This window comes from Neobacillus drentensis (assembly GCF_021560175.1).
GTDB classification, from domain to species: Bacteria; Bacillota; Bacilli; order Bacillales; family Cytobacillaceae; genus Neobacillus; species Neobacillus drentensis_A.
Genome location: NZ_CP091110.1, coordinates 4631946 through 4651994 on the forward strand (window position 1 = coordinate 4631946; position 20049 = coordinate 4651994).

General features: G+C 41.2%; 20 protein-coding genes. All 20 read right to left on the reverse strand.

What is annotated here, in order from left to right; translation table 11 throughout:
* Window positions 1–55: 55 nt before the first annotated feature.
* Window positions 56–1822 (reverse strand): peptidoglycan D,D-transpeptidase FtsI family protein, encoded by a 1767-nt coding sequence (locus L1999_RS22135; protein WP_235740535.1) that lies wholly within the window; start codon window positions 1820–1822, stop codon window positions 56–58.
* 57 nt (window positions 1823–1879) lie between these two features.
* Window positions 1880–2356 carry a transcription elongation factor GreA gene (gene greA, locus L1999_RS22140; protein WP_215043817.1) on the reverse strand — a complete coding sequence of 159 codons (477 nt, stop codon included), beginning with the start codon at window positions 2354–2356 and terminating at the stop codon, window positions 1880–1882.
* Window positions 2357–2512: 156 nt separating this feature from the next.
* Window positions 2513–3148: a uridine kinase gene (gene udk, locus L1999_RS22145; protein ID WP_235744430.1), complete on the reverse strand. Its 636-nt coding sequence runs from the start codon at window positions 3146–3148 to the stop codon at window positions 2513–2515.
* On the reverse strand, window positions 3145–4419 hold the full coding sequence (locus L1999_RS22150) for a peptidase U32 family protein (RefSeq protein WP_235740536.1): 1275 nt from the start codon (window positions 4417–4419) through the stop codon (window positions 3145–3147). Before L1999_RS22150 ends, udk begins: the two co-directional genes overlap by 4 nt.
* Before the next feature lie 74 nt (window positions 4420–4493).
* Window positions 4494–5423, reverse strand: coding sequence for a peptidase U32 family protein (locus L1999_RS22155; RefSeq protein WP_235740537.1), 930 nt, complete (start codon window positions 5421–5423; stop codon window positions 4494–4496).
* Window positions 5424–5428: 5 nt separating this feature from the next.
* Window positions 5429–6073, reverse strand: coding sequence for an O-methyltransferase (locus L1999_RS22160; protein WP_235740538.1), 645 nt, complete (start codon window positions 6071–6073; stop codon window positions 5429–5431).
* A gap of 296 nt (window positions 6074–6369) precedes the next feature.
* Window positions 6370–7506 (reverse strand): endolytic transglycosylase MltG, encoded by a 1137-nt coding sequence (gene mltG / locus L1999_RS22165; RefSeq protein WP_235740539.1) that lies wholly within the window; start codon window positions 7504–7506, stop codon window positions 6370–6372.
* A gap of 342 nt (window positions 7507–7848) precedes the next feature.
* Window positions 7849–8148 carry a DUF1292 domain-containing protein gene (locus L1999_RS22170; protein WP_215043825.1) on the reverse strand — a complete coding sequence of 100 codons (300 nt, stop codon included), beginning with the start codon at window positions 8146–8148 and terminating at the stop codon, window positions 7849–7851.
* A gap of 12 nt (window positions 8149–8160) precedes the next feature.
* The gene (ruvX, locus tag L1999_RS22175) at window positions 8161–8577 is read right to left on the reverse strand and encodes a Holliday junction resolvase RuvX (protein ID WP_235740540.1); all 417 of its coding nucleotides are present in this window, start codon (window positions 8575–8577) and stop codon (window positions 8161–8163) included.
* Window positions 8578–8580: 3 nt separating this feature from the next.
* Window positions 8581–8847 carry an IreB family regulatory phosphoprotein gene (locus tag L1999_RS22180; RefSeq protein ID WP_101579205.1) on the reverse strand — a complete coding sequence of 89 codons (267 nt, stop codon included), beginning with the start codon at window positions 8845–8847 and terminating at the stop codon, window positions 8581–8583.
* 106 nt (window positions 8848–8953) lie between these two features.
* Window positions 8954–11590 (reverse strand): alanine--tRNA ligase, encoded by a 2637-nt coding sequence (alaS, locus tag L1999_RS22185; RefSeq protein WP_235740541.1) that lies wholly within the window; start codon window positions 11588–11590, stop codon window positions 8954–8956.
* Window positions 11591–11923: 333 nt separating this feature from the next.
* Entirely contained in the window at window positions 11924–12988 is a 1065-nt protein-coding gene (locus L1999_RS22190) for an AI-2E family transporter (protein ID WP_235740542.1), read from the reverse strand.
* Between the two features lie 99 nt (window positions 12989–13087).
* On the reverse strand, window positions 13088–13222 hold the full coding sequence (locus L1999_RS22195) for a YrzQ family protein (protein ID WP_215043833.1): 135 nt from the start codon (window positions 13220–13222) through the stop codon (window positions 13088–13090).
* Window positions 13223–13276: 54 nt separating this feature from the next.
* Window positions 13277–13468, reverse strand: coding sequence for a hypothetical protein (locus tag L1999_RS22200; protein ID WP_098529891.1), 192 nt, complete (start codon window positions 13466–13468; stop codon window positions 13277–13279).
* Window positions 13469–13479: 11 nt separating this feature from the next.
* Window positions 13480–13956 carry a PRC-barrel domain-containing protein gene (locus L1999_RS22205; RefSeq protein ID WP_235740543.1) on the reverse strand — a complete coding sequence of 159 codons (477 nt, stop codon included), beginning with the start codon at window positions 13954–13956 and terminating at the stop codon, window positions 13480–13482.
* A gap of 24 nt (window positions 13957–13980) precedes the next feature.
* A complete protein-coding gene (gene recD2, locus L1999_RS22210; protein WP_235740544.1) occupies window positions 13981–16392 on the reverse strand; it encodes an SF1B family DNA helicase RecD2 in 2412 nt (803 codons plus the stop codon).
* A gap of 31 nt (window positions 16393–16423) precedes the next feature.
* Window positions 16424–17077 (reverse strand): tetratricopeptide repeat protein, encoded by a 654-nt coding sequence (locus tag L1999_RS22215; protein ID WP_235740545.1) that lies wholly within the window; start codon window positions 17075–17077, stop codon window positions 16424–16426.
* Between the two features lie 104 nt (window positions 17078–17181).
* The gene (gene mnmA / locus L1999_RS22220) at window positions 17182–18300 is read right to left on the reverse strand and encodes a tRNA 2-thiouridine(34) synthase MnmA (protein ID WP_235740546.1); all 1119 of its coding nucleotides are present in this window, start codon (window positions 18298–18300) and stop codon (window positions 17182–17184) included.
* Between the two features lie 36 nt (window positions 18301–18336).
* Window positions 18337–19479: a cysteine desulfurase family protein gene (locus L1999_RS22225; protein ID WP_235740547.1), complete on the reverse strand. Its 1143-nt coding sequence runs from the start codon at window positions 19477–19479 to the stop codon at window positions 18337–18339.
* A 109-nt stretch (window positions 19480–19588) separates the two neighbouring features.
* The gene (cymR, locus tag L1999_RS22230) at window positions 19589–20008 is read right to left on the reverse strand and encodes a cysteine metabolism transcriptional regulator CymR (RefSeq protein WP_235740548.1); all 420 of its coding nucleotides are present in this window, start codon (window positions 20006–20008) and stop codon (window positions 19589–19591) included.
* Window positions 20009–20049: the final 41 nt, after the last annotated feature.

Here is a 20049-nt window from a genome sequence, read left to right on the forward strand (position 1 = left end):
TAAAATAAGGCTCTTCATATTCTAACATGATTTATAGAGAACTTGAAGGGAAAACCTACTTTCTTCTTTCGTCATGATCATTTTCATAGAGCAGCTTGACCATGTCAGCAAATAACAAATTAACCCCGCCCTCGGAATCATACACATCTAAATTTACAGCAACAAGTGCATATTTTGGATCTTTGTAGGGAAAATACCCGGCAAACCATTTATTATGAAGCTGCTTACCCGCCACATATTTTCCTGTTTCAGCTGTACCTGATTTTCCGGCTACTTCATATGGTAAATCCTTAAACCATCTTCCAGTACCATTGGGGCTTGTAACAACCTCGCGAAGCAATTTTTGGAGCCGCATGGTGGTATAAGGAGAGATGCTATCTCCCTGTAGGCTTTGAACTGGAAAATCGACCATCGTTGTCCCATTCTTATACTCAATTTTTGATACCGCCCTGACCATTTCCTTTTTTCCTCCTCTAGCTATGGTTGCCATCATGTTAGCAACCGCTAAAGGGGTAGCACGGACCTCATTTTGTCCGATCCCGGACATGGCTGCCATATTAGCATCCTTTCTCGCCTCGTCGGATACAAAGACTCTGCCCTTATCTTCGTCAGGAAGCTGCTTAAAATTACTGGTATGATAGACATCTCCCTGCCAGCCAACAGTGTTCGTTAAGGATAATTTGTCAGCATACTCCTCTAATAGATGGGGGTCCTTTTTTAGTAATTCTTTTGCCAATTCACCAAAGGTTCGGTTGCAGCTCCTTGCAAAGCTATTGGTAAAATCCAACATTCCATAATTATATTTTAGTTCCGGTTTTCCATTTATCTTTTTACTGCAATCAAATTGACGTGCAGGGTTATCGAGGTTATGGTCAATTGCTGCCGCTGCAACGACGGTTTTAAACACAGAGCCCATAATCTGCTGCTTCAACATCTTATTGGTGATCCCTGCACCGCTATATGGATCTTTTTTATTAATAACAGGACGAGAAACCATTGCAAGTACGCTATTGTCTTCAATATTCAGAAGGACAAGGCCGCCTTTTTTTATTTGGTACTTGTCTACTAATTCCTCTGCTCTCTGCTGAATACTTTTATCAATAGTGGTACGTACATTAACAGGATAAAATGGATTGGCAGGATCGACATACTTAACATTGATTCCAAATAAAGGACCGCCAGAACCGTCGACATGGTATACAAGCTTAGATTTTCCTTCAGGCAGCAAAAATTCATCAAAGCTCTCCTCCAGCCCAGAAACACCCAATAAGGTCTTCTCAGATAATTCCTTAGTAGGATAACGCTTTTTCACTTCTTTTGGATTTTCACCTGTCAAACCAATTAATTGTTCTGCAGGTACTTGAGAACGCTCAAACTTCTTTTCTATCGCAAAAACACCAGGAATATTTAATTGATTCACTCGCTCCATTTGTGATGCAGTTAACTCCAAGGGCTGTGGATCACCATAGGCAAACGGCTTTTTCGCACCTTTTACAGCATTTTTAAGGACACTTTCTGGGATTCCGATAATGTCAGAAACCTTGTTAGCATCCCAGTCGATTTTTTTTAAAAAAGGAAACAGAACAAGGACGGAAACCTTTTTATGGGTAAGCATTTCTCCATTCCGGTCGAGAAAATTTCCTCTGCCATTATCAATCACTAACTCTTGTGTTCTTTGCTTGACACTTTCCTCAAGTAAATTAACGTTATGCTTTGAAAATGTCTCTGTTTCCATTAATTGAATTTCCATAAGCCGGACTAAAAGCAGTGCCAGTCCTGTAATACAAATAAAAAGCCATCCAAGTGCCCGTCTTTTCCACATAAAAAAACACCTCGTCAAAAGTTTTGACGAGGTGAGAGGTTTTCAAACCATTATTAATTATTTAATGGAAACAATACGAACGCTCATTTCTCCGCCTGGAGTTTGAACCGTTACTTGGTCGCCCACTTTTTTCCCTAAAAGACTTTTCGCAATAGGTGAATCGTTTGAGATTTTTCCTTCAAACGGATCAGCCTCTGCACTGCCGACGATGGAATACGTTTCTTCTTCGCCATCTGGAAGCTCAATAAAGGTAACAGAACGCCCTAGGGCAACTGAATCTCCTGCCATTTCACTCTCAGCAATAATCTTAGCATTACGAATCATATTTTCTAATGTTGTAATCCGGCCCTCTACAAATGCTTGCTCTTCTTTTGCAGAATCGTACTCGGAGTTTTCAGATAGGTCACCAAAGCTTCTGGCAATTTTAATTCTTTCCACCACTTCTTTACGTTTAACTGATTTTAAGTATTCAAGCTCTTGTACTAGTTTTTCTTTACCTGCTTGTGTCATTGGAAATACTTTCTCTGTAGCCAAAACCCTCACTCCTTCTAGTCTTCACAATCCCCCAATAGAATTGTGTATGTAATTTTATGTAGGTATTGTACCATACGGTAAATACATAGTAGCGCGTCCTTTCAAAAAAGGGCGCGCACTATACTATTTATTTTCGTCTATTCTGTTGCTATTGTGTCATAAAAATGACTTTTGTTCAAGAATTGTTTGAATTTTAGTGACCATTAAATCAATTGCCACATGATTTTGACCGCCCTCAGGGATAATGATATCTGCATAGCGTTTAGTTGGTTCAATAAATTGATTATGCATCGGCCGGACAACATTTAAATATTGATCAATGACGGAATCAAACGTGCGGCCGCGTTCTCGAATATCCCGCTCTAACCGGCGGATAATTCTTAAATCGGCATCTGTATCAACGTACAACTTTATATCCATTAAATTGCGAAGCCGCTCATCCTCAAGCACTAAAATCCCTTCAAGGATAATCACTTCTTTAGGTTCAACAGGTATTACCTTATCAGAGCGTGTATGAATCGAATAATCGTAAACAGGTTTATCGATTGCTTCATAACGTAAAAGCTTCTCAATATGATTAATCAGCAGGTCATTATCAAAGGCAAGCGGATGATCATAATTTGTTTTTAATCGTTGCTCAAATGGAACATTTTGCTGATCTTTATAATAATAATCCTGTTCCAGAACTAAGATAGAGAGATCTTTCAAACTTTCATAGATCGCATTTGTTACACTGGTTTTTCCGGAGCCGGAGCCGCCCGTTACACCAATAACAACCGGTTTGCGCATTATGCGTTCTCCTTTCGCATCATGTTGTTAGGGTATACCGGTTTGTCCAATTTAAATTGTACAATCTGAAGTGGGTGTCTAGCTGCGTCCAATTCATTCCCTTTTTCATCCCAAATTTTATCAACTACATGTGTAAAGTTTTCAATTTCAGGACCAAAGAATTCCACTTCATCCCCTGGTTTAAAATGATTCCGCTGCTGCAAGGTTACAATTTGTGTTTCCTCGTTATAATCCAACACAAGTCCTACAAATTCAAAGTTTGTCTTCTTGCTATGATTACCAAACATTTGCTCTTTATACCCAGGAATTCCTTCAAAAAAGGCTGGAGCTGTTTCTCGGTTTGCACACTTGTCAAGCTCTTCCAGCCATTCTTTTTTAATCACAAAATTCTCAGGATCGGCACAATAGGCATCAATGACTTTACGATAAACACTAACAACCGTAGCAATATAATGAATTGATTTCATGCGGCCTTCAATTTTTAAACTATCGATTCCAAGCTCAATCATGTTCGGAATGGCCTTAATTAGGTTAAGGTCTTTTGGGCTCATCGCAAATGGAGCGTCCGCTTCGCCAAACAGGGCAGTCTCCTGATCCGCGCCCTCGAGCTTATACAAATCATAATCCCAGCGGCACGATTGACAGCAGCCGCCTCGGTTTGAGTCCCTTGCTGTCATGTGATTACTTAAAGTACAACGGCCGGAATAGGCAATACACATCGCCCCATGGATAAAGGTCTCAATTTCAACATCAACCTTTTCCTTCATCTCTCTAATTTCATCTGCTCCAACCTCACGAGCTAACACAACTCGCTCTGCTCCTGCTTCTTTCCAAAACTGAGCAGCCTTCCAGTTAGAAAGCGATTGCTGGGTACTAATATGAATTTCAATTTCAGGAGCCAGCCGGCGGCATGTTTCAATAATTAGCGGATCAGCAACGATAATTCCGGCGATTCCGGTTTCCTTTAGGCCAAGAATATATTCTTCTAAGCCTTCTATATTTTCATTGTGAGCAAAAATGTTCGTTGTCACATAAATTTTAGCACCGTATTTCTTGGCAAACTCTACCCCTTCTTTCATATCTTCGAAGGTAAAGTTATCAGCATTCGAACGAAGTCCATATTCCTGGCCGCCGATAAAAACAGCGTCGGCACCATAATGAACAGCAATTTTTAATTTTTCAAGATTGCCTGCTGGAGCAAGGAGTTCCGGCTTCTTTACAATGACACGTTTTCCATCGATTATTTCAGAAATTTTGTCTGTAACGGTATTCACGATTGAACCCCTCCCAATTAATTATTTCTTTATATTTAACTGCATTGCCTGGTTAAGGCACTTCTGGTTTTCATTTAATATACGGTTTCTTTGAAATAGAAGCCTGTATCTAAGGAACGGTTTGCTGGCTGAATTTCTTCGATCGCCTCTAACAGGTCGTCCTTTTTGTCATCATATGCATCCGGGTCGTCAACGCATAAATCAATTGCCGCGCGGTAGGCTTTTGTAACGGCAAGAATATATTCCGAGCTTTTTAAGATCCCATCAATTTTAAAGGAATCGACACCGGCCTCAATCATTTCTTGAAGTTCATCAATGATACAGATATCATTTGGGCTCATAATATGGGTTCCATTTTCGTCTTCAAAAATTGGATATTTATTACCGCGTTCTTTATCATGCAAAAACATATTTTCTTCCATTTTTCGGTTTTCCACTTCCATAACCTTGCCCTGATATTCATAATAGTTTCCCAGTAAGGAACGTTTAGATTGGAACATGCAGCTCATACCATGAACCTGAACTTCAATTTCCACTTCCGCCTTCTCTTTTATCTCAACAATGGCATCCATGTTAATCTCACGGGCTAGAACCGAACGTTTTGCCCCCTTCGAACCCCAATAATTACATGTAAACCAGTTCGTCCCGGTTGTTTCTGTATTCCAATGCAGCTTCATCTCAGGAGCTGTTTCTTTTGCCGTCATTAAAACGGCTGGGTCACCGAAAATAATCGCATCGGCATTGGCATCTTTAGCAAATTGGATATAGTCGCCAAGCTCATCAATTTTTTCATTATGAAAAATAGCATTCATGGCCACATAGACTTTTTTACCTTTACTATGCGCCACTTCAATGGCTTTGCGGACATTTTCACGGTTGAATTCACCGGCAAGTCGAAGACCATAGCGCTGTTCACCCACCACAAATGCATCGGCACCCGCTTCGGCCAATGGCAAAATATCATCCACGGTTAATGGAGTGACAAGTAATTCCGGTTTTTTCATCACACTCACCTCTTCTTTTTACTTATAGCGATTCCGTCACCAACTGGCAAAATAACAGAATCATACTCAGAGTGGCTCATTAACCACTGATTAAATTCAGCTATTTTTTTTACAAGATTGCGTGTTCTTTTTGATTCAATCTCCTCTTCTGCAACAAGTCCTTTAAACAAGACATTATCTGTCACAACCATCCCTTCAGCTGTCAGATATTTTGCATAAAGCTCAAAGAACTTTTTATACTGGCCTTTTGCCGCATCAATAAAAATAGCATCAAAAGGGCCATGTCTACGGACATCTTCTTCTACCTCAAGGGCATCTCCCTCAATTAAGATAATTTGTTCAGCCTTACCGGACCGCTCGATAAATTCTTTTGCTGTTTGAATTCTCTCGATATCCCGTTCAATCGTAACAATTTCAGCTTCAGGAAGGGCTGCGGCCATTCTTAAAGCTGAATAACCAATTGCCGTTCCAACCTCAAGGATTCGCTTTGACCGGTGGATTCTTAACAATTGCAACATCGTTTCAATTCCGGCCAATTCCATAATTGGAACATCGTGTTCACTTGCATAATTTTCCATTTCGCTAAACAAGTCATTCCTGTCAGCAAATAAACCGTCTATATAAGCCTGCAGCTTCTCATTATTTAACAAGCTGCCGTCACCTCTATCCTCATAAGAAAGCCGGCAGCGCGAGACACGCTAAAATCCGGACCGTTCATAAATTCAAATACTTTTATTATTCGCTAAAAAAGAACTCTTTAGACATGAAAAAATAGCGTTCACAGCTTCGGAGCCCTGCAAGCTGAATGGCTTGAGTGCTTTTTAGGGGCAATAATACCGCCATTTTTCCTGTTACTGTGGGTTACGCTATAGAATACTTATTAAAACACCTGAATTATTTTACCATAAAAAAAGGGGGAATGCTAATCTTTCCCCCAAGGTTCTGCTTATTTTTTATTGGAAATATACTCAGCTTTTTTTTGATTATGCTCAGCTAATGTTTTCGTAAAAATAACGGAACCATCAGCTGTCGCTAGGAAATAGTAATAATCAGTTTGATTCGGCTCAAGTGCCGCTTCAATTGAGTCCCTGCCGGAGTTGGCAATCGGCCCCGGCGGCAGTCCGGTATTTTTATAAGTGTTATAAGGGGAATTCACTTCTAAATCCTTATAATAAACTTTTTCTTTGTGTTTTCCTTGTGCATATAAAACGGTTGGATCCGTTTGAAGCGGCATTCCTTGTTTCAGTCGATTGTAAAAAACACTAGCGATCGTTTTCCTGTCAGCCTTACCGGTAGCTTCCTCTTCAACTAGAGAGGCCATCGTTAACAACTGATGAATGGATAGCTTTTTTTCTTTACTCTTTTCCGTGTAATCAGTTAACACGATTCTTGTTTTATCAAGCATTGCCATGACCATTTCTTCAACTGTTGGGTTTGGCTTGTAAAATGGATAGGTTGCCGGGTATAAATACCCCTCGAGTGGATACTTTACGGTAGAATGCAAGATTTCATCTGTTAAGATATCAGGATATTTACTCATAAGAGATTTAATAAATTGTTTATCATTTAGTTTATTAAACACATCCGCTTCATTTTGATGAGTGGCTTTTGCCATAATCCCGGCAATTTCCTTCAGCTGCTTCCCTTCTGGAATGGTAATCTTAAATGTTGCTCCAGCTAGGACCTTACCCGTTTTCAAGCGGCTGACAATTTCAGGTACATCCATGGAAGGACTTAGTTGGTATTTGCCTGCCATAAAGCCGCCTTCGTTTTTAAGCTTTACATAGTATTTAAAAACCTTTGCATTTTTAATAATTCCATTTTTCTCTAATCTTTCACCAATTCCCGTTACAGAAGATCCGATTGGAATATCGACTGTTTTATGCGTCTTACTTTTTGCATCAACAGGTTTTAGGGCAGACTGTATGTAGAGGTAACCCCCACCGCCAATTAAAATGATCAATAATAGCAGGCAAATAGAGATCATTAAAACAATCTTACGGACAAGTTTTGCTTCATAGTGTTGTTCTATCATTTTTTGTCGAATGACATTCTTTTTATTGCCTTTTTCATTTGTTGTCATCCTGTTCCCCCTTCCCAAGGCCAATGTGACATGATCCTATCTATCTATATTATCGTAAAATAGATATCCATAATAATTTGAGCATATAGTAAGAAAAATGTCAATTTAACAATGAATATGTCAAAAGAAAAGCGTAAGCGCCCTGTTCAGCGGCGTATGGCCTGGAGAACTCCAACTGAGATAAAGGAAACACGAAGAGCGTAAGCGATTCGATGTTGACTTATCGTAGGGCGGAGTTCGAAGGACACTAGCCGCAAGGGCGCTGAAGCTGGACAATTCTAGAAGTAAAAGCTATCCAAAACACATAAAAAAACCGGCTAAATCAATAGCCGGTCATGAAACCTATTCTTCTTGTTCCTCGTTAAAGGTATTAAATACTTCTTCCACCATATCCCATTCTTCGTCCGTTTCAATTTCCATTAACTCACCAAAACCGCCGTCTTCAGTAGGTATATAGGCATAAGTAAGGATATCGATTTCCTCTTCCTCATCTTCATTTGCGCCCACTGGGTAAAAGAAAACATAGGACTTTTCAAACTCATCTGAATCAAATGTGAAAAGTATTTCAAATAATTGTTCATCGCCATTTTCATCGACAAGTGTGATGTAACGATCTTCTTCGTGATTATGTTCGTGTGCCATTTTTCCACCTCATTAATTTTTGCTATCAAGAAAACCTTGCAGAATCATTACGGCTGCCATTTTATCAATGACCTTTTTTCTCTTTTTACGGCTGACATCCGCCTCAAGCAAGACACGTTCAGCAGCCATTGTCGTTAACCGCTCGTCCCACAAAACGGTGGGAACAGCATATCTGCTCTCAATTTCAGCAGCATATTGCTGACTAGCTTCACCGCGCGGTCCAATCGTCCCATTCATATTTTTAGGTAAACCGATGACGACCGTATCGACTTGATACTCCTTTATTAATTGCCCAATTTCCTCGAAACCAAACTCTTGTTTTTCTTCGTTTATTTTAAGGGTCTTTAAGCCCTGCGCCGTCCAGCCTAATTCATCACTTACGGCAATCCCGACGGTCTTTGAGCCTACATCTAATCCTAATACACGCATTCATTAACCCTCTCGTTGTTGTTTTAGGTAGGATTTTACCAATTCCTCAATAATTTCATCTCGTTCTAGCTTACGAATAATGTTACGTGCATCACGATGACGTGGAATATAGGCAGGGTCTCCAGATAGTAAATAGCCAACTATTTGGTTGATTGGATTATATCCTTTTTCCTGCAGGGCTTCATAGACTTGAAAAAGAACATCGTTAACATCATGTTCAAACGGTTCTTCCGGAAAATTAAACCGCATCGTTTTATCAAATGAGCTCATTTCATGCACCTCGCTTATAATTTGACGAGAATTATATTGTTTAGCTGCACGGTCTAGGCAGCTTCTCTAGTGTAGTACCTACATTCTACACTACTTTGTCCCATTATCAAATGGATTTCACCCATTCATCAACGAATTGGAGTGCTGCATCCAATTTTTCTGGATCCTTGCCGCCAGCTTGCGCCATATCCGGACGTCCGCCGCCGCCGCCGCCGCAGCGTGTGGCAACTTCTTTAACCAATTTACCAGCATGGAAACCTTTTTCAATTAGGTCTTTTGTCACTGCCGCGATTAAATTCACTTTGCCTTCATGGACACTGCCAAGAATAATAACCGCAGATCCCAGCTTTTGTTTCAAGTCATCGGCCATATTTCTCAAGTTATTCATTTCGGCAGCTTGAACTTTTGCCGATAAAACTGTTACACCTTCAACTTGCTTTGCATTTGAAACAAGGTTGCCTGCTTCGATATTTCCAAGCTTTGCAGCAAGTGATTCATTCTCACGCTGAAGCTGCTTAATTTCAGCCAGTAACCCTTCAATTCGGCTGCCCATATCTTTAGGATTGGTTTTTAACTTTTCGGCTGCATCCTTTAATAAACCAACTTGATCATTTAATGATTGATAAGCTGCTTCACCGGTTACCGCCTCAATCCTTCTAGTTCCTGCACCAATTCCGCCCTCTGATACAATCTTAAACAAACCAATAACAGAGGTATTCGGTACGTGGCATCCCCCGCAAAGCTCTAAGCTGTAATCGCCCACTCTAACAACGCGGACAATGTCCCCATATTTCTCACCAAACAAGGCCATTGCTCCAAGTGCCTTTGCTTCCGCAATTGGCTTTAAGCTAATATCTACGGCGATATTGCGCCAAATTTTTTCATTAACAATTCGTTCAACATGTTCCAATTCTTCTGGTGTAATTTGACCAAAGTGCGAAAAGTCAAACCGGAGACGATCAGGTTCAACAAGGGAGCCTGCCTGGTTAACATGTTCCCCAAGCACATCTTTTAGAGCACGATGCAGAAGATGTGTGGCTGTATGGTTTTTAATAATTTTGACTCGATTTTCCGCATCAACTTCAGCCGTTACCTGTTGATTGGTTTTGAGTTGTCCGCTTTCTACCATAACCTTGTGAAGGTTTTGACCATTTGGTGCTTTTTGAACATCCTTCACCGCAACTGTCACACCATCACCCTTTAGTAAGCCTCGGTCCGCAATTTGACCTCCACTTTCTGCATAAAAAGGAGTGATATCAAGGATTACCTGAACTTCTTCACCTTTTCCAGCCTGATCAACAAGGTTACCGTCTTTAATAATGGCGGCCACGATTGAATCGGTTTTTAATTGATCATAACCAATAAATTTACTTTCAAGCGTTACATCCCGGAGGACACCGCCTTGAACCTGCATGGAATCAACATCTTGACGGGCGGCGCGGGCACGCTCACGCTGCTGCTCCATTTCTATCTCGAAGCCTTCATGGTCAACCTTCATGCCTTCTTCTTCTGCATATTCTTCTGTCAATTCAACAGGGAAACCGTAAGTATCATAGAGACGGAAAATATCTGCGCCAGAGATTGTATCACTGCCTTTTTCTTTTTCCTTGCTGATGACACTAGCTAGAATGGTCAAGCCTTCATGAAGGGTTTCATGGAAACGCTCTTCCTCGTTTTTAATTACTTTTTGAATAAATTCGGTTTTATCCTTTACCTCTGGATAGTAGTCCTGCATAATTTCGCCTACAACCGGAACAAGTTCAAACATAAACGGACGGTTAATATTGATTTGCTTTGCATAGCGTACTGCCCGGCGCAGTAAACGGCGCAGCACATAACCGCGGCCTTCGTTTGAAGGAAGGGCTCCATCCCCAACTGCAAAGGCAACGGTCCGGATATGGTCAGCAATGACTTTAAATGCAACGTCTTGTTCTTTGTCTACGCCATAGCTGACACCAGAGATTTCTTCTGCTGCCCGGATAATTGGGATAAACAAATCAGTATCAAAGTTGGTTGCCACATTTTGTACAACGGAGGCCATCCGCTCTAGTCCCATCCCGGTATCAATATTTTTCTTTGGAAGCGGTGTATAGGTTCCATCAGGGTTATGGTTAAATTGAGAAAAGACAAGATTCCAAACCTCTAGGTACCGCTCATTTTCGCCGCCAGGATATAATTCAGGATCACTAGGGTCGTCTCCATACTCAGGACCGCGGTCATAAAAAATTTCTGTGTTAGGTCCGCTTGGTCCTTCCCCGATGTCCCAGAAGTTCCCTTCCAAGCGGATAATGCGTTCCTCTGGGATGCCAATCGTTTTATGCCAAATTTCATAGGCTTCATGATCCTCAGGATGAACCGTAACACTTAGCAGTTCAGGATCAAACCCCATCCATTTTTCAGAGGTTAAAAACTCCCATGCCCAAACGATTGCTTCGTCCTTGAAATATTCTCCGATTGAGAAATTTCCAAGCATTTCAAAAAAAGTATGGTGGCGGGCAGTTTTTCCGACATTCTCAATATCGTTTGTACGAATCGATTTTTGTGCATTTGTAATCCTAGGATTTTCTGGAACCACACGACCATCAAAGTATTTCTTTAAGGTTGCCACTCCACTGTTGATCCACAATAATGATGGGTCATCGTGCGGGACAAGTGAGGCACTTGGTTCAATATTGTGACCTTTTTCCTCACTAAAAAACTGTAGAAACATGGAACGAATTTGTGCTCCTGTTAATTTCTTCATAAAATTACAGACCTCCTTTAATATAAAAAAGCATACAAAAAAGCCCTCATCCCAAAACAGGGACGAGAGCTGATCTCGCGGTACCACCCTGATTATGAATACAAACATATGTATCCATCTCTCAAAATTCGCCTTAACGCGGCAAGGACGGCAGGGATTAGCTGCACTCCAGATTAGCTTTCTGTTATCCTTCATCTAGAGCCTCTTTCAGCCTGGGAAGCTCCTCTCTTTTACGCAAAAAAGCGTTACAGATGGACTACAACATACTCAATCCTTCTACATTTTTAAACAAATATTCTATATGACGAATTATAGCCACCATCAAAACGTTTGTCAATTTGATTCGTTCATAAGATGGTTTTTTGCATGAACTATGCCCACTTTCAGGACAGCTAGAATGGGCACAGCAAGGATCAATCCTAAAACTCCGCCAATTTCACCGCCAGTTGTTAAAGCGGCCATAATCAATAATGGATGCATATGGAGACTCTTTCCGACAATATAGGGAGATAAAATGTTCCCTTCGATAAACTGCAAGCCAAAGACAATCAAAATTGTAATAATGACTAATTTCATTGAAACAGTAGCCGCAATAAACACGGCCGGTATGGCCCCAATGAGAGGACCAAAATAAGGAATCACATTTGTGGCCCCTACAATCAGACCTAAAAGCAGCGGATAATTCAAATCAAAAATCCAAAATAATAGCGAAGAAATACTTCCGATGATCATACAAACCAGCAGCTGACCGCGAATATAACCGCCGAGTGATTGATCGGCATCCTTTAGAAATAACGTTCCTTTCTTTCGCCATTTCTTCGGTGTTAGGTACCAGACTGTCCTTTTTAATAACGGATAATCCTTTAGCATATAAAAGGTAATAAACGGAATGATCATCATTAGTAAGGCGGAATTTAACAGATTGACAAGGATGTTAACGATAATCGTTAATAAGGAATCAAGTTTATTTTCAAATGCATCAATTCCTTCATCCACCCGTGCCTGAAGACCATCAGGCCATTCTCTTGTATGCTTTTGCAGGAGTGTAATCCACTCCCGATACTGCTCAGCAAAAGCGGGAGCACTTTCTGATAAATCTTTGATTTGATCAATAACAACTGGTATCCCTTTATATAAAGAAAAGCCAATTCCGCCAAAAAAGATAATATAAATGAGGATAATCGCAAGACCACGGTGTAGTCCTTTTTCATGCAATTTCTCCACAATTGGGTGCAGCAAATAGGTAATAAACCCCGAAATAATGAAAGGAAAAATAATCGTTCCAATTATTTTAATAATCGGCATCCATAATGAACTAATCTTAAGGAAAACAAAAATTGCTATTAATAAAAGGAGCAAAAACCCAATTCGATAATACCATTTCACACGAATATCCACGTCAAGGCCCTCCTTCAATTAGTTTTGGAGACTGACGTTGGAAATATACAGCGTTTATGCTAAAAATCCCCCTCAATATCCTTGAGGAGGATGATCCATCTAAAATATCGCCCGCTTTACCTTTTTCTGAATCCTTTTCATATTGCGGGCTGACATCATATTATTTCTTTGGGCAATATTGTAAGCTGCCATCCCTGCACCAAAAACAAGCATTGTCGTCATCATTTTATTCATCGTCTCACCTCTTCGACAGATTGGCCAGACTAAACATCCCGAGGGAACCCCGGTTTAAATCGTATAACGACGTTCTTCTTCTTCAAACAAATCATCCAAGGAACTTAGTGACCCGTCTTCTTCAACCTGATGGGTATTGATAATCCCTTTGTTAACGGAGAGTTCGATAAAACAATTCCAGCAATAATATTGGTTAATACCTATTTTGCCAATATCTTTGCTTTGGCAATTGGGACACTTGAACATGAAAAGACACCTCACGTATTTTTAACATCTACGATAATGGCATCCTTTCCGATCGCAACGGGCTTCCCGGATTGAATGACTTGTTTACCTTCCGTAATCTCCGAAAAGAAGCCATCCGTAATTTCATACCCTACGATTGTGCCCAATTCTTCCTGAAAATATACATCCGTTAACAATCCAAGTGACTCACCGCTCTTAGAGAGCATCATCATCCCATCTAAAGAATGTTGATGGTTTAAGGTATATTCAGGACTCACTTTTAGTTTCTCTAAGTAACTGCCATCCTGGACCATTACCCCATCCCAGCCAAAGGAGGCCACTTTTTCGATCTCAAGGAAATAGAGTTGCTTGAAGAGTATTCCTTTTTTGACCAATAGACCATTCACTTTTCCAGTGCCGGATATACAAAGGTCCGTAATCTCACCTATTTTTGTTCCACTTTTTGTTTCAAAAACAGGCTGCCCTTTTAATAAAGAGAATGTCCGCAAAGAGTTTCCACCCCCGAACATTTCTTAGTTTCCGTCATTTGTTAAAAAATCATAAGGTGTAACGTTTTCCATTCCAACCATAGGATGGACTTGCATTAACTGCTCCTCATAGGATAATTCACTAGAAGGATCTTCTTCTAGTTGAGCGCCAATTGTAATCGATTCCTGAAGCTTTTGGCAGAGTGTCGTTTGTCTTTGAAGCTCATCTGCCCGTTCGACCCCCAGCCTGAAGGCCTCTTCCTCACCGCAAATAATCAACGATTGTTTACTCCTAGTTATGGCCGTATAGATTAGATTCCTTTGCAGCATTCTGTAATAACTTCTCGTGATAGGCATAATAACAATCGGAAACTCACTGCCCTGCGACTTATGAACCGAACAGCAATAGGCATGTGTAATCTGATTTAAGTCCTGTCTGGTATATTCCACTTCTGTTCCTTCAAATGAAATATAGATCATATCTTGTTTTTCAGTATTTTCTTTGGCATAGATAATGGAAATAATTTCTCCAATATCACCGTTAAAAACATTGTCTTCCGGCTGGTTTACAAGTTGAAGCACCTTATCTCCAATCCGGTATTTGACGTCGCCAAACGCTATTTCCTTGCGCTTGCCATCCGGATTAGGATTAAATATTTCCTGTAATAAGACATTTAATCGGTCAATTCCGGCCGGACCCCGGTACATCGGTGCCAGCACTTGAATATCCTTCGCGGTATAGCCTTTATTCTTGGCGTTCTGGGCCACTTTTTCGACAACTTGGGCAACTTGTGCGGTTGAACATCGAATAAAAGAACGGTCTGACTGCTTTGCTGTTACATTTGCTGGAAGATAGCCTTTTTTTATATCATGGGCTAGTTCAATAATGGAAGAACCCTCGGCCTGACGGTAAATATCGGTCAGGCGGACGGTTGGAATCCTTTGTGATTGGAGCAAGTCCTTTAAGACTTGTCCAGGTCCAACGGATGGAAGCTGGTCCTCGTCCCCTACCATGATGACTTGGATATGTTCTGGCAAGGCCTTAAATAATTGATTGGCTAACCAGATATCGAGCATCGAAGTCTCATCGACAATTAATATTTTCCCCTCAAGCGGACTGACTTCATCACGGTCAAACCCTTCTGTCCCATTAAAGCCAAGTAAGCGGTGAATCGTTACGGCAGGCAGACCTGTGGATTCGGTCATTCGTTTTGCGGCTCTTCCTGTCGGCGCTGCTAGTAAAATCGGAAACGGTTCATCTTTTTTAAAATAATCCTTTGGTTCGAGTGAACAGCCGTGAAGTTCACCGTATAGCTCAACAATTCCTTTAATAACCGTTGTTTTCCCGGTACCAGGACCGCCCGTTAAAATGAGCATGGGCGACATGAGTGCCGTTTGAATAGCTTCTTTTTGGGACGGGGCATACTGTACACCCAGACGCTCCTCTAAGCCGCCTAATGCCAGAAGGAATTCAGACTCAGGAAATTGCTCACGATATTCCGTTTGCTGCAAAATTCGGTTGATATTTGTAACTAGCCCTTTTTCTGCAAAAAATAAGGAAGGCAGATAAATGCGTTTTTCTTCACCAATAATCTTTCCTTCTTCTTCAAGCTTAATCAGCTCGCCAGAGATATCCGTAAAGTCAATTTGATCGCGTTTGTTCTCTTCTAAAAGTGACTTGACCTGCTCGAGTAAAGTCTCTGCATGTAAATAAACATGACCTGTTTGCATGCTTTCATTTTCGAGGGTATAAAGGCAGGCTGCCTTTATCCGGTCAGGGTGATTTCCTGAGATTCCCAGCTGGTAACCTAGTTCATCTGCCCGGCCAAATCCAATCCCCTCGATATCCTCAACAAGCTGATAGGGGTTTTTTTGAATAACCGATAGCGTTTCGTCTTTATACGCTTGATAAATGCGCATCGATATTTGCGGTCCAAATCCATATTGGTTCAGGGCTACCATTACCTGTTCAAGCCCTTGATGTTCCATTAAGGTATCATACAGCATTTTCGCTTTTTCAGGAGGAAGCTTTGGAATGGAATCGAGTAAGGATGGCTGATTGAGAATCTTGGAGATGGCATTCTCGCCAAGTGTCTCAACGATGTTTTCCGCTGTCTTTTTCCCGATGCCTTTAAACATTTCACCTGATAAGTAAGCAATAACCCCTTGTTTGGTCTGCGGCATATCCTTCCGAAAATGCTGGGTATGAAACTGAACCCCAAACTTGGGATGTTCTTTAAATTCTCCAAAAAACACATATGTTTCTTGTTCATGAATTTTTGGAAAATATCCCGTCACTACTGCTTCTTTGTCATCATATTGATCATTGGTTTCATCGACACGGATTCTTAGGACCGTATAGAGGTTTTGCTCGTTATGGAAAATGGTTACAATCGGTCTTCCCTTTACGAATTTTCCTTGCTCAGCGAATAAATCAAGGGTGTCTTGTTTTTCCATTCTGCTCCCTCCTTTCCGTTCTAATTAGTTATTAGAAATTTTGTTCAATTAATTTTTTTCCGTGGCCAGCGAGCAGGTGATCCGGCTGGATGTCTAATGCTTTGTTAAACATAGCTAGTGCTTGTGTCTGATCTTCTTTAAATGCATATGAGACGCCCAAGTTATAATAAGCATCGGAATGATCGGGATCTAGTTCGATGCATTTTTCTAGTTGGATGATGGCTTCATCGATGAGTTCATTCTGTGCCAGGCATAATCCATACTGGAACCGGGCTTCTGCATCATTTTCGTTCAGTTCGACACTTCGCTGCAGGTACGGGAGAGCCAGTTTGCCTTGATCTAACTGCAGGAGGGTAAGACCTAACATAAAATATGTGTCACTTGAGTCGAGTCCTTTTTTCATGGCTTGCTCAAAACTATGCTTTGCTTCTGCGAAGAGGTCGTGGCTAAAAAGGACGTTTCCGATACTATAGTAAGCAGCGGCGGCGTTTTCGTCTATTTCGATGGCTCTTTGGTAGAATTTGATTGCTTTTTCATCGTCGCCTACTGCTGACAAAACATTGCCAAAATTAATATAAGCAACTGGGTCTGTTGGGTTTTGTTCGATCGCGTCGTTAAACGCTTTGGCTGCCTCTTCCCAGTTACCTTCTTGCATGTATTGTACACCTAATTGGTTTTTATCCATTTTTCCAACTCCAATCCTAAATGAAAGTATATCATATTTTAGTCAGTATTTTTCCGCCGAATAGCAGAAAAGCCCTGACTCCAGCAAGGGAATCAGGGTCTTAGTTAGCCAACATATGTTAATCGTTCACCATTTTTATAAACTTCGTCAATCGTTCCGCCCCCAAGGCATTCGTCTCCTTGATAAAAAACAGCGGCTTGTCCAGGTGTAATCGCTCTGATCGGTTCATGGAACAAGACTTGAACCTTATCGCCTTCTAATAGGCGAACTGTGACTTTATGGTCTTCCTGACGATAACGGAATTTCGCTGTACAATCAAATTCAGCTGGCTTTTCACGGTTTGAAACCCAGCTGACATTCACAGCTGTAATGGCATCGGAATAAAGTTTTTCATGATGAAAGCCTTGGCCGACATACAGGATATTTCTTTTTAAATCCTTGCCAATCGCAAACCATGGCTCGCCAGATCCGCCAATCCCAAGACCATGGCGCTGACCGATCGTATGATACATCAGCCCCTCATGTCTTCCTTTGACTTCACCCTCAAACGTCTCCATGTTTCCAGGCTGTGCAGGGAGATATTGCCCTAGGAATTCTTTAAAATTCCGTTCGCCAATAAAACAAATACCGGTACTGTCTTTTTTGGCAGCAGTAGCAAGCTCTGCCTCCTTGGCAATTTCCCGAACCCGAGGCTTTTCAAGATTACCAATCGGGAACATTACTTTACTCAACTGCTCCTGAGATAATTGATTTAGAAAATAAGTTTGGTCCTTATTTTCATCAAGACCGCGGAGCATTTTATATTCGCCATCACGGTATTCAACCTGGGCATAGTGCCCTGTTGCTAGATAATCGGCACCCAGGTTCACCGCATGTTCCAGGAAGGCTTTAAATTTGATTTCTTTGTTACACATTACATCAGGATTTGGCGTCCTGCCCGCTTTATATTCATCAAGGAAATAGGTAAATACCTTGTCCCAATATTGTTTTTCAAAGTTAACTGCATAATAGGGTATGCCAATTTGATTGCAGACGCGAATTACGTCCTCATAGTCTTCTGTGGCTGTACAAACGCCATTTTCATCGGTGTCATCCCAGTTTTTCATAAAAATTCCGATGACATCATAGCCCTGTTGCTTTAATAACAGCGCTGCAACAGAGGAATCGACTCCACCTGACATCCCTACTACAACACGTGTATCCTTTGGATCCTTTCTTTCCATGTTTTCACCTCTCTCTTTTAACAACTTCTTCTTCCTCTATTTTTTCAGGCGCTTCACAATTTTCGCTAATTCTTCAGCTGCTTTACTAACATCTTCCTTCGTCGTAGTAAAGCCAAAGCTGAAGCGAATGGAATTGGTCAGCCGCTCTGATTGTTTACCAAACATGGCAACAAGAACATGGGATGGCTCAATCGATCCAGCCGTACATGCTGAGCCGCTTGATACAGCAACACCTGCTAAATCAAGGTTGACTAACATTGCCTCCACACTAGTTCCCGGAAAGCTTAAGTTTAATACATGTGGCAGACAATATTCAAGCGATCCGTTTATGTTAAATTCAACCTGTCCAACATGCAGTTTTTCAAGTAATGTTTCCTTCAGTTCAACGAACTTTTCACGCTTGGCTGGACGAGCTTCACTTGCAATTAAAACCGCTTCATGAAAGCCAACAATTGAGGCCACATTTTCCGTCCCGGCCCGGCGTTTTCGCTCTTGGTCACCGCCAAAAAGACGTGGCGCCAATTTAACCGTTGACCTTGCATAAAGAAAGCCGACCCCTTTAGGGCCATTAATTTTATGAGCGGAAACAGATAATAAATCAATTTTGCTTTCGTCAACATCTATGTCTACTATTCCGTATGCTTGGACGGCATCTGTATGAAATAGGGCTTGATGTCCTTCAAGCAGTTGGCCAATTTCACTAATTGGCTGTATCGTTCCTACTTCGTTATTGCCGTACATCACCGATACTAGAATCGTATCTTCCCTTAATGCCGCTTTCAGGTCACTCATGGAAATTCTACCTGTTTCATCCACTGGCAGATAGGTTACTTCAAAGCCCATTTTTTCTAATCTTTTGCAGGCATGGAGAACGGCATGATGTTCAACCTGGGTTGTAATCACGTGCTTGCCCCTCGTTTGATAGCTTTCAGCTACACCAAATAAAGCCATATTATCCGCCTCAGTGCCGCCGCCTGTAAAAATAATCTCGGTTTCCTGGGCTCCGATGCTGCGGGCAAGTGCAGCCCGCGCTAAATCAATATAATGACGTGCCTCTCTCCCGTAGGAATGAATGCTAGAAGGGTTCCCAAATGTAGCATTCATAATCGTTATCATCTTGTCGATCACCTTAGGGTGCATCGGACTCGTTGCGGCATGGTCGAGATAGATTCGTTCCATTATTACACCTTCAATCAAATAATTCTCATTTATCATTCAGTTAAAAACGGTAAAGTATCGTTGAATTAGTGGTCAGCGCACTAGAACAAACTCACTTTTTATTTTTACCTTAAATATAAAACATATAACCATCTGGCTCCTGGTCTTCACTATGGCTGGCCAAATCTTCTAGCGTTGTATTGTCTATAACATCTCTAATGGCATCGCGAATTCGAATCCAAAGCTCACGCTTAGCAGGTTCTTCGTCCTCTATTCCTTCGACAGGGGTAATCGGTCCTTCTAAGACGCGAATCACATCGCCTGCAGTAATTTTTGAAGGCGTACTTGTTAATTCATAGCCGCCATAAGCCCCTCTGATACTTTTAACCAAGCCTGCATTCCGTAATGGAGCAATTAATTGTTCTAAATAATGCTCGGATAGTTCATTTGCTTGAGCTATCGTCTTTAATGAGGTCGGACCTTCACCATGTTTTTTAGCTAGTTCGATCATAATCGTCAAACCGTAACGACCTTTAGTTGATATCTTCATCTCTTGCACCCCTATTCGTTAATGGATCTATTATATAAAAA

What these genes read in the sequence shown, in the direction of transcription:
- L1999_RS22135 (WP_235740535.1), bottom strand. Translation starts at nt 1,822, where the DNA reads ATGTGGAAAAGACGGGCACTTGGATGGCTTTTTATTTGTATTACAGGA.
- L1999_RS22155 (WP_235740537.1), bottom strand. Translation starts at nt 5,423, where the DNA reads ATGAAAAAACCGGAATTACTTGTCACTCCATTAACCGTGGATGATATT.
- mltG (WP_235740539.1), bottom strand. Translation starts at nt 7,506, where the DNA reads ATGACAACAAATGAAAAAGGCAATAAAAAGAATGTCATTCGACAAAAA.
- L1999_RS22170 (WP_215043825.1), bottom strand. Translation starts at nt 8,148, where the DNA reads ATGGCACACGAACATAATCACGAAGAAGATCGTTACATCACACTTGTC.
- ruvX (WP_235740540.1), bottom strand. Translation starts at nt 8,577, where the DNA reads ATGCGTGTATTAGGATTAGATGTAGGCTCAAAGACCGTCGGGATTGCC.
- L1999_RS22180 (WP_101579205.1), bottom strand. Translation starts at nt 8,847, where the DNA reads ATGAGCTCATTTGATAAAACGATGCGGTTTAATTTTCCGGAAGAACCG.
- alaS (WP_235740541.1), bottom strand. Translation starts at nt 11,590, where the DNA reads ATGAAGAAATTAACAGGAGCACAAATTCGTTCCATGTTTCTACAGTTT.
- L1999_RS22195 (WP_215043833.1), bottom strand. Translation starts at nt 13,222, where the DNA reads ATGAATAAAATGATGACGACAATGCTTGTTTTTGGTGCAGGGATGGCA.
- L1999_RS22200 (WP_098529891.1), bottom strand. Translation starts at nt 13,468, where the DNA reads ATGTTCAAGTGTCCCAATTGCCAAAGCAAAGATATTGGCAAAATAGGT.
- recD2 (WP_235740544.1), bottom strand. Translation starts at nt 16,392, where the DNA reads ATGGAAAAACAAGACACCCTTGATTTATTCGCTGAGCAAGGAAAATTC.
- L1999_RS22215 (WP_235740545.1), bottom strand. Translation starts at nt 17,077, where the DNA reads ATGGATAAAAACCAATTAGGTGTACAATACATGCAAGAAGGTAACTGG.
- mnmA (WP_235740546.1), bottom strand. Translation starts at nt 18,300, where the DNA reads ATGGAAAGAAAGGATCCAAAGGATACACGTGTTGTAGTAGGGATGTCA.
- L1999_RS22225 (WP_235740547.1), bottom strand. Translation starts at nt 19,479, where the DNA reads ATGGAACGAATCTATCTCGACCATGCCGCAACGAGTCCGATGCACCCT.
- cymR (WP_235740548.1), bottom strand. Translation starts at nt 20,008, where the DNA reads ATGAAGATATCAACTAAAGGTCGTTACGGTTTGACGATTATGATCGAA.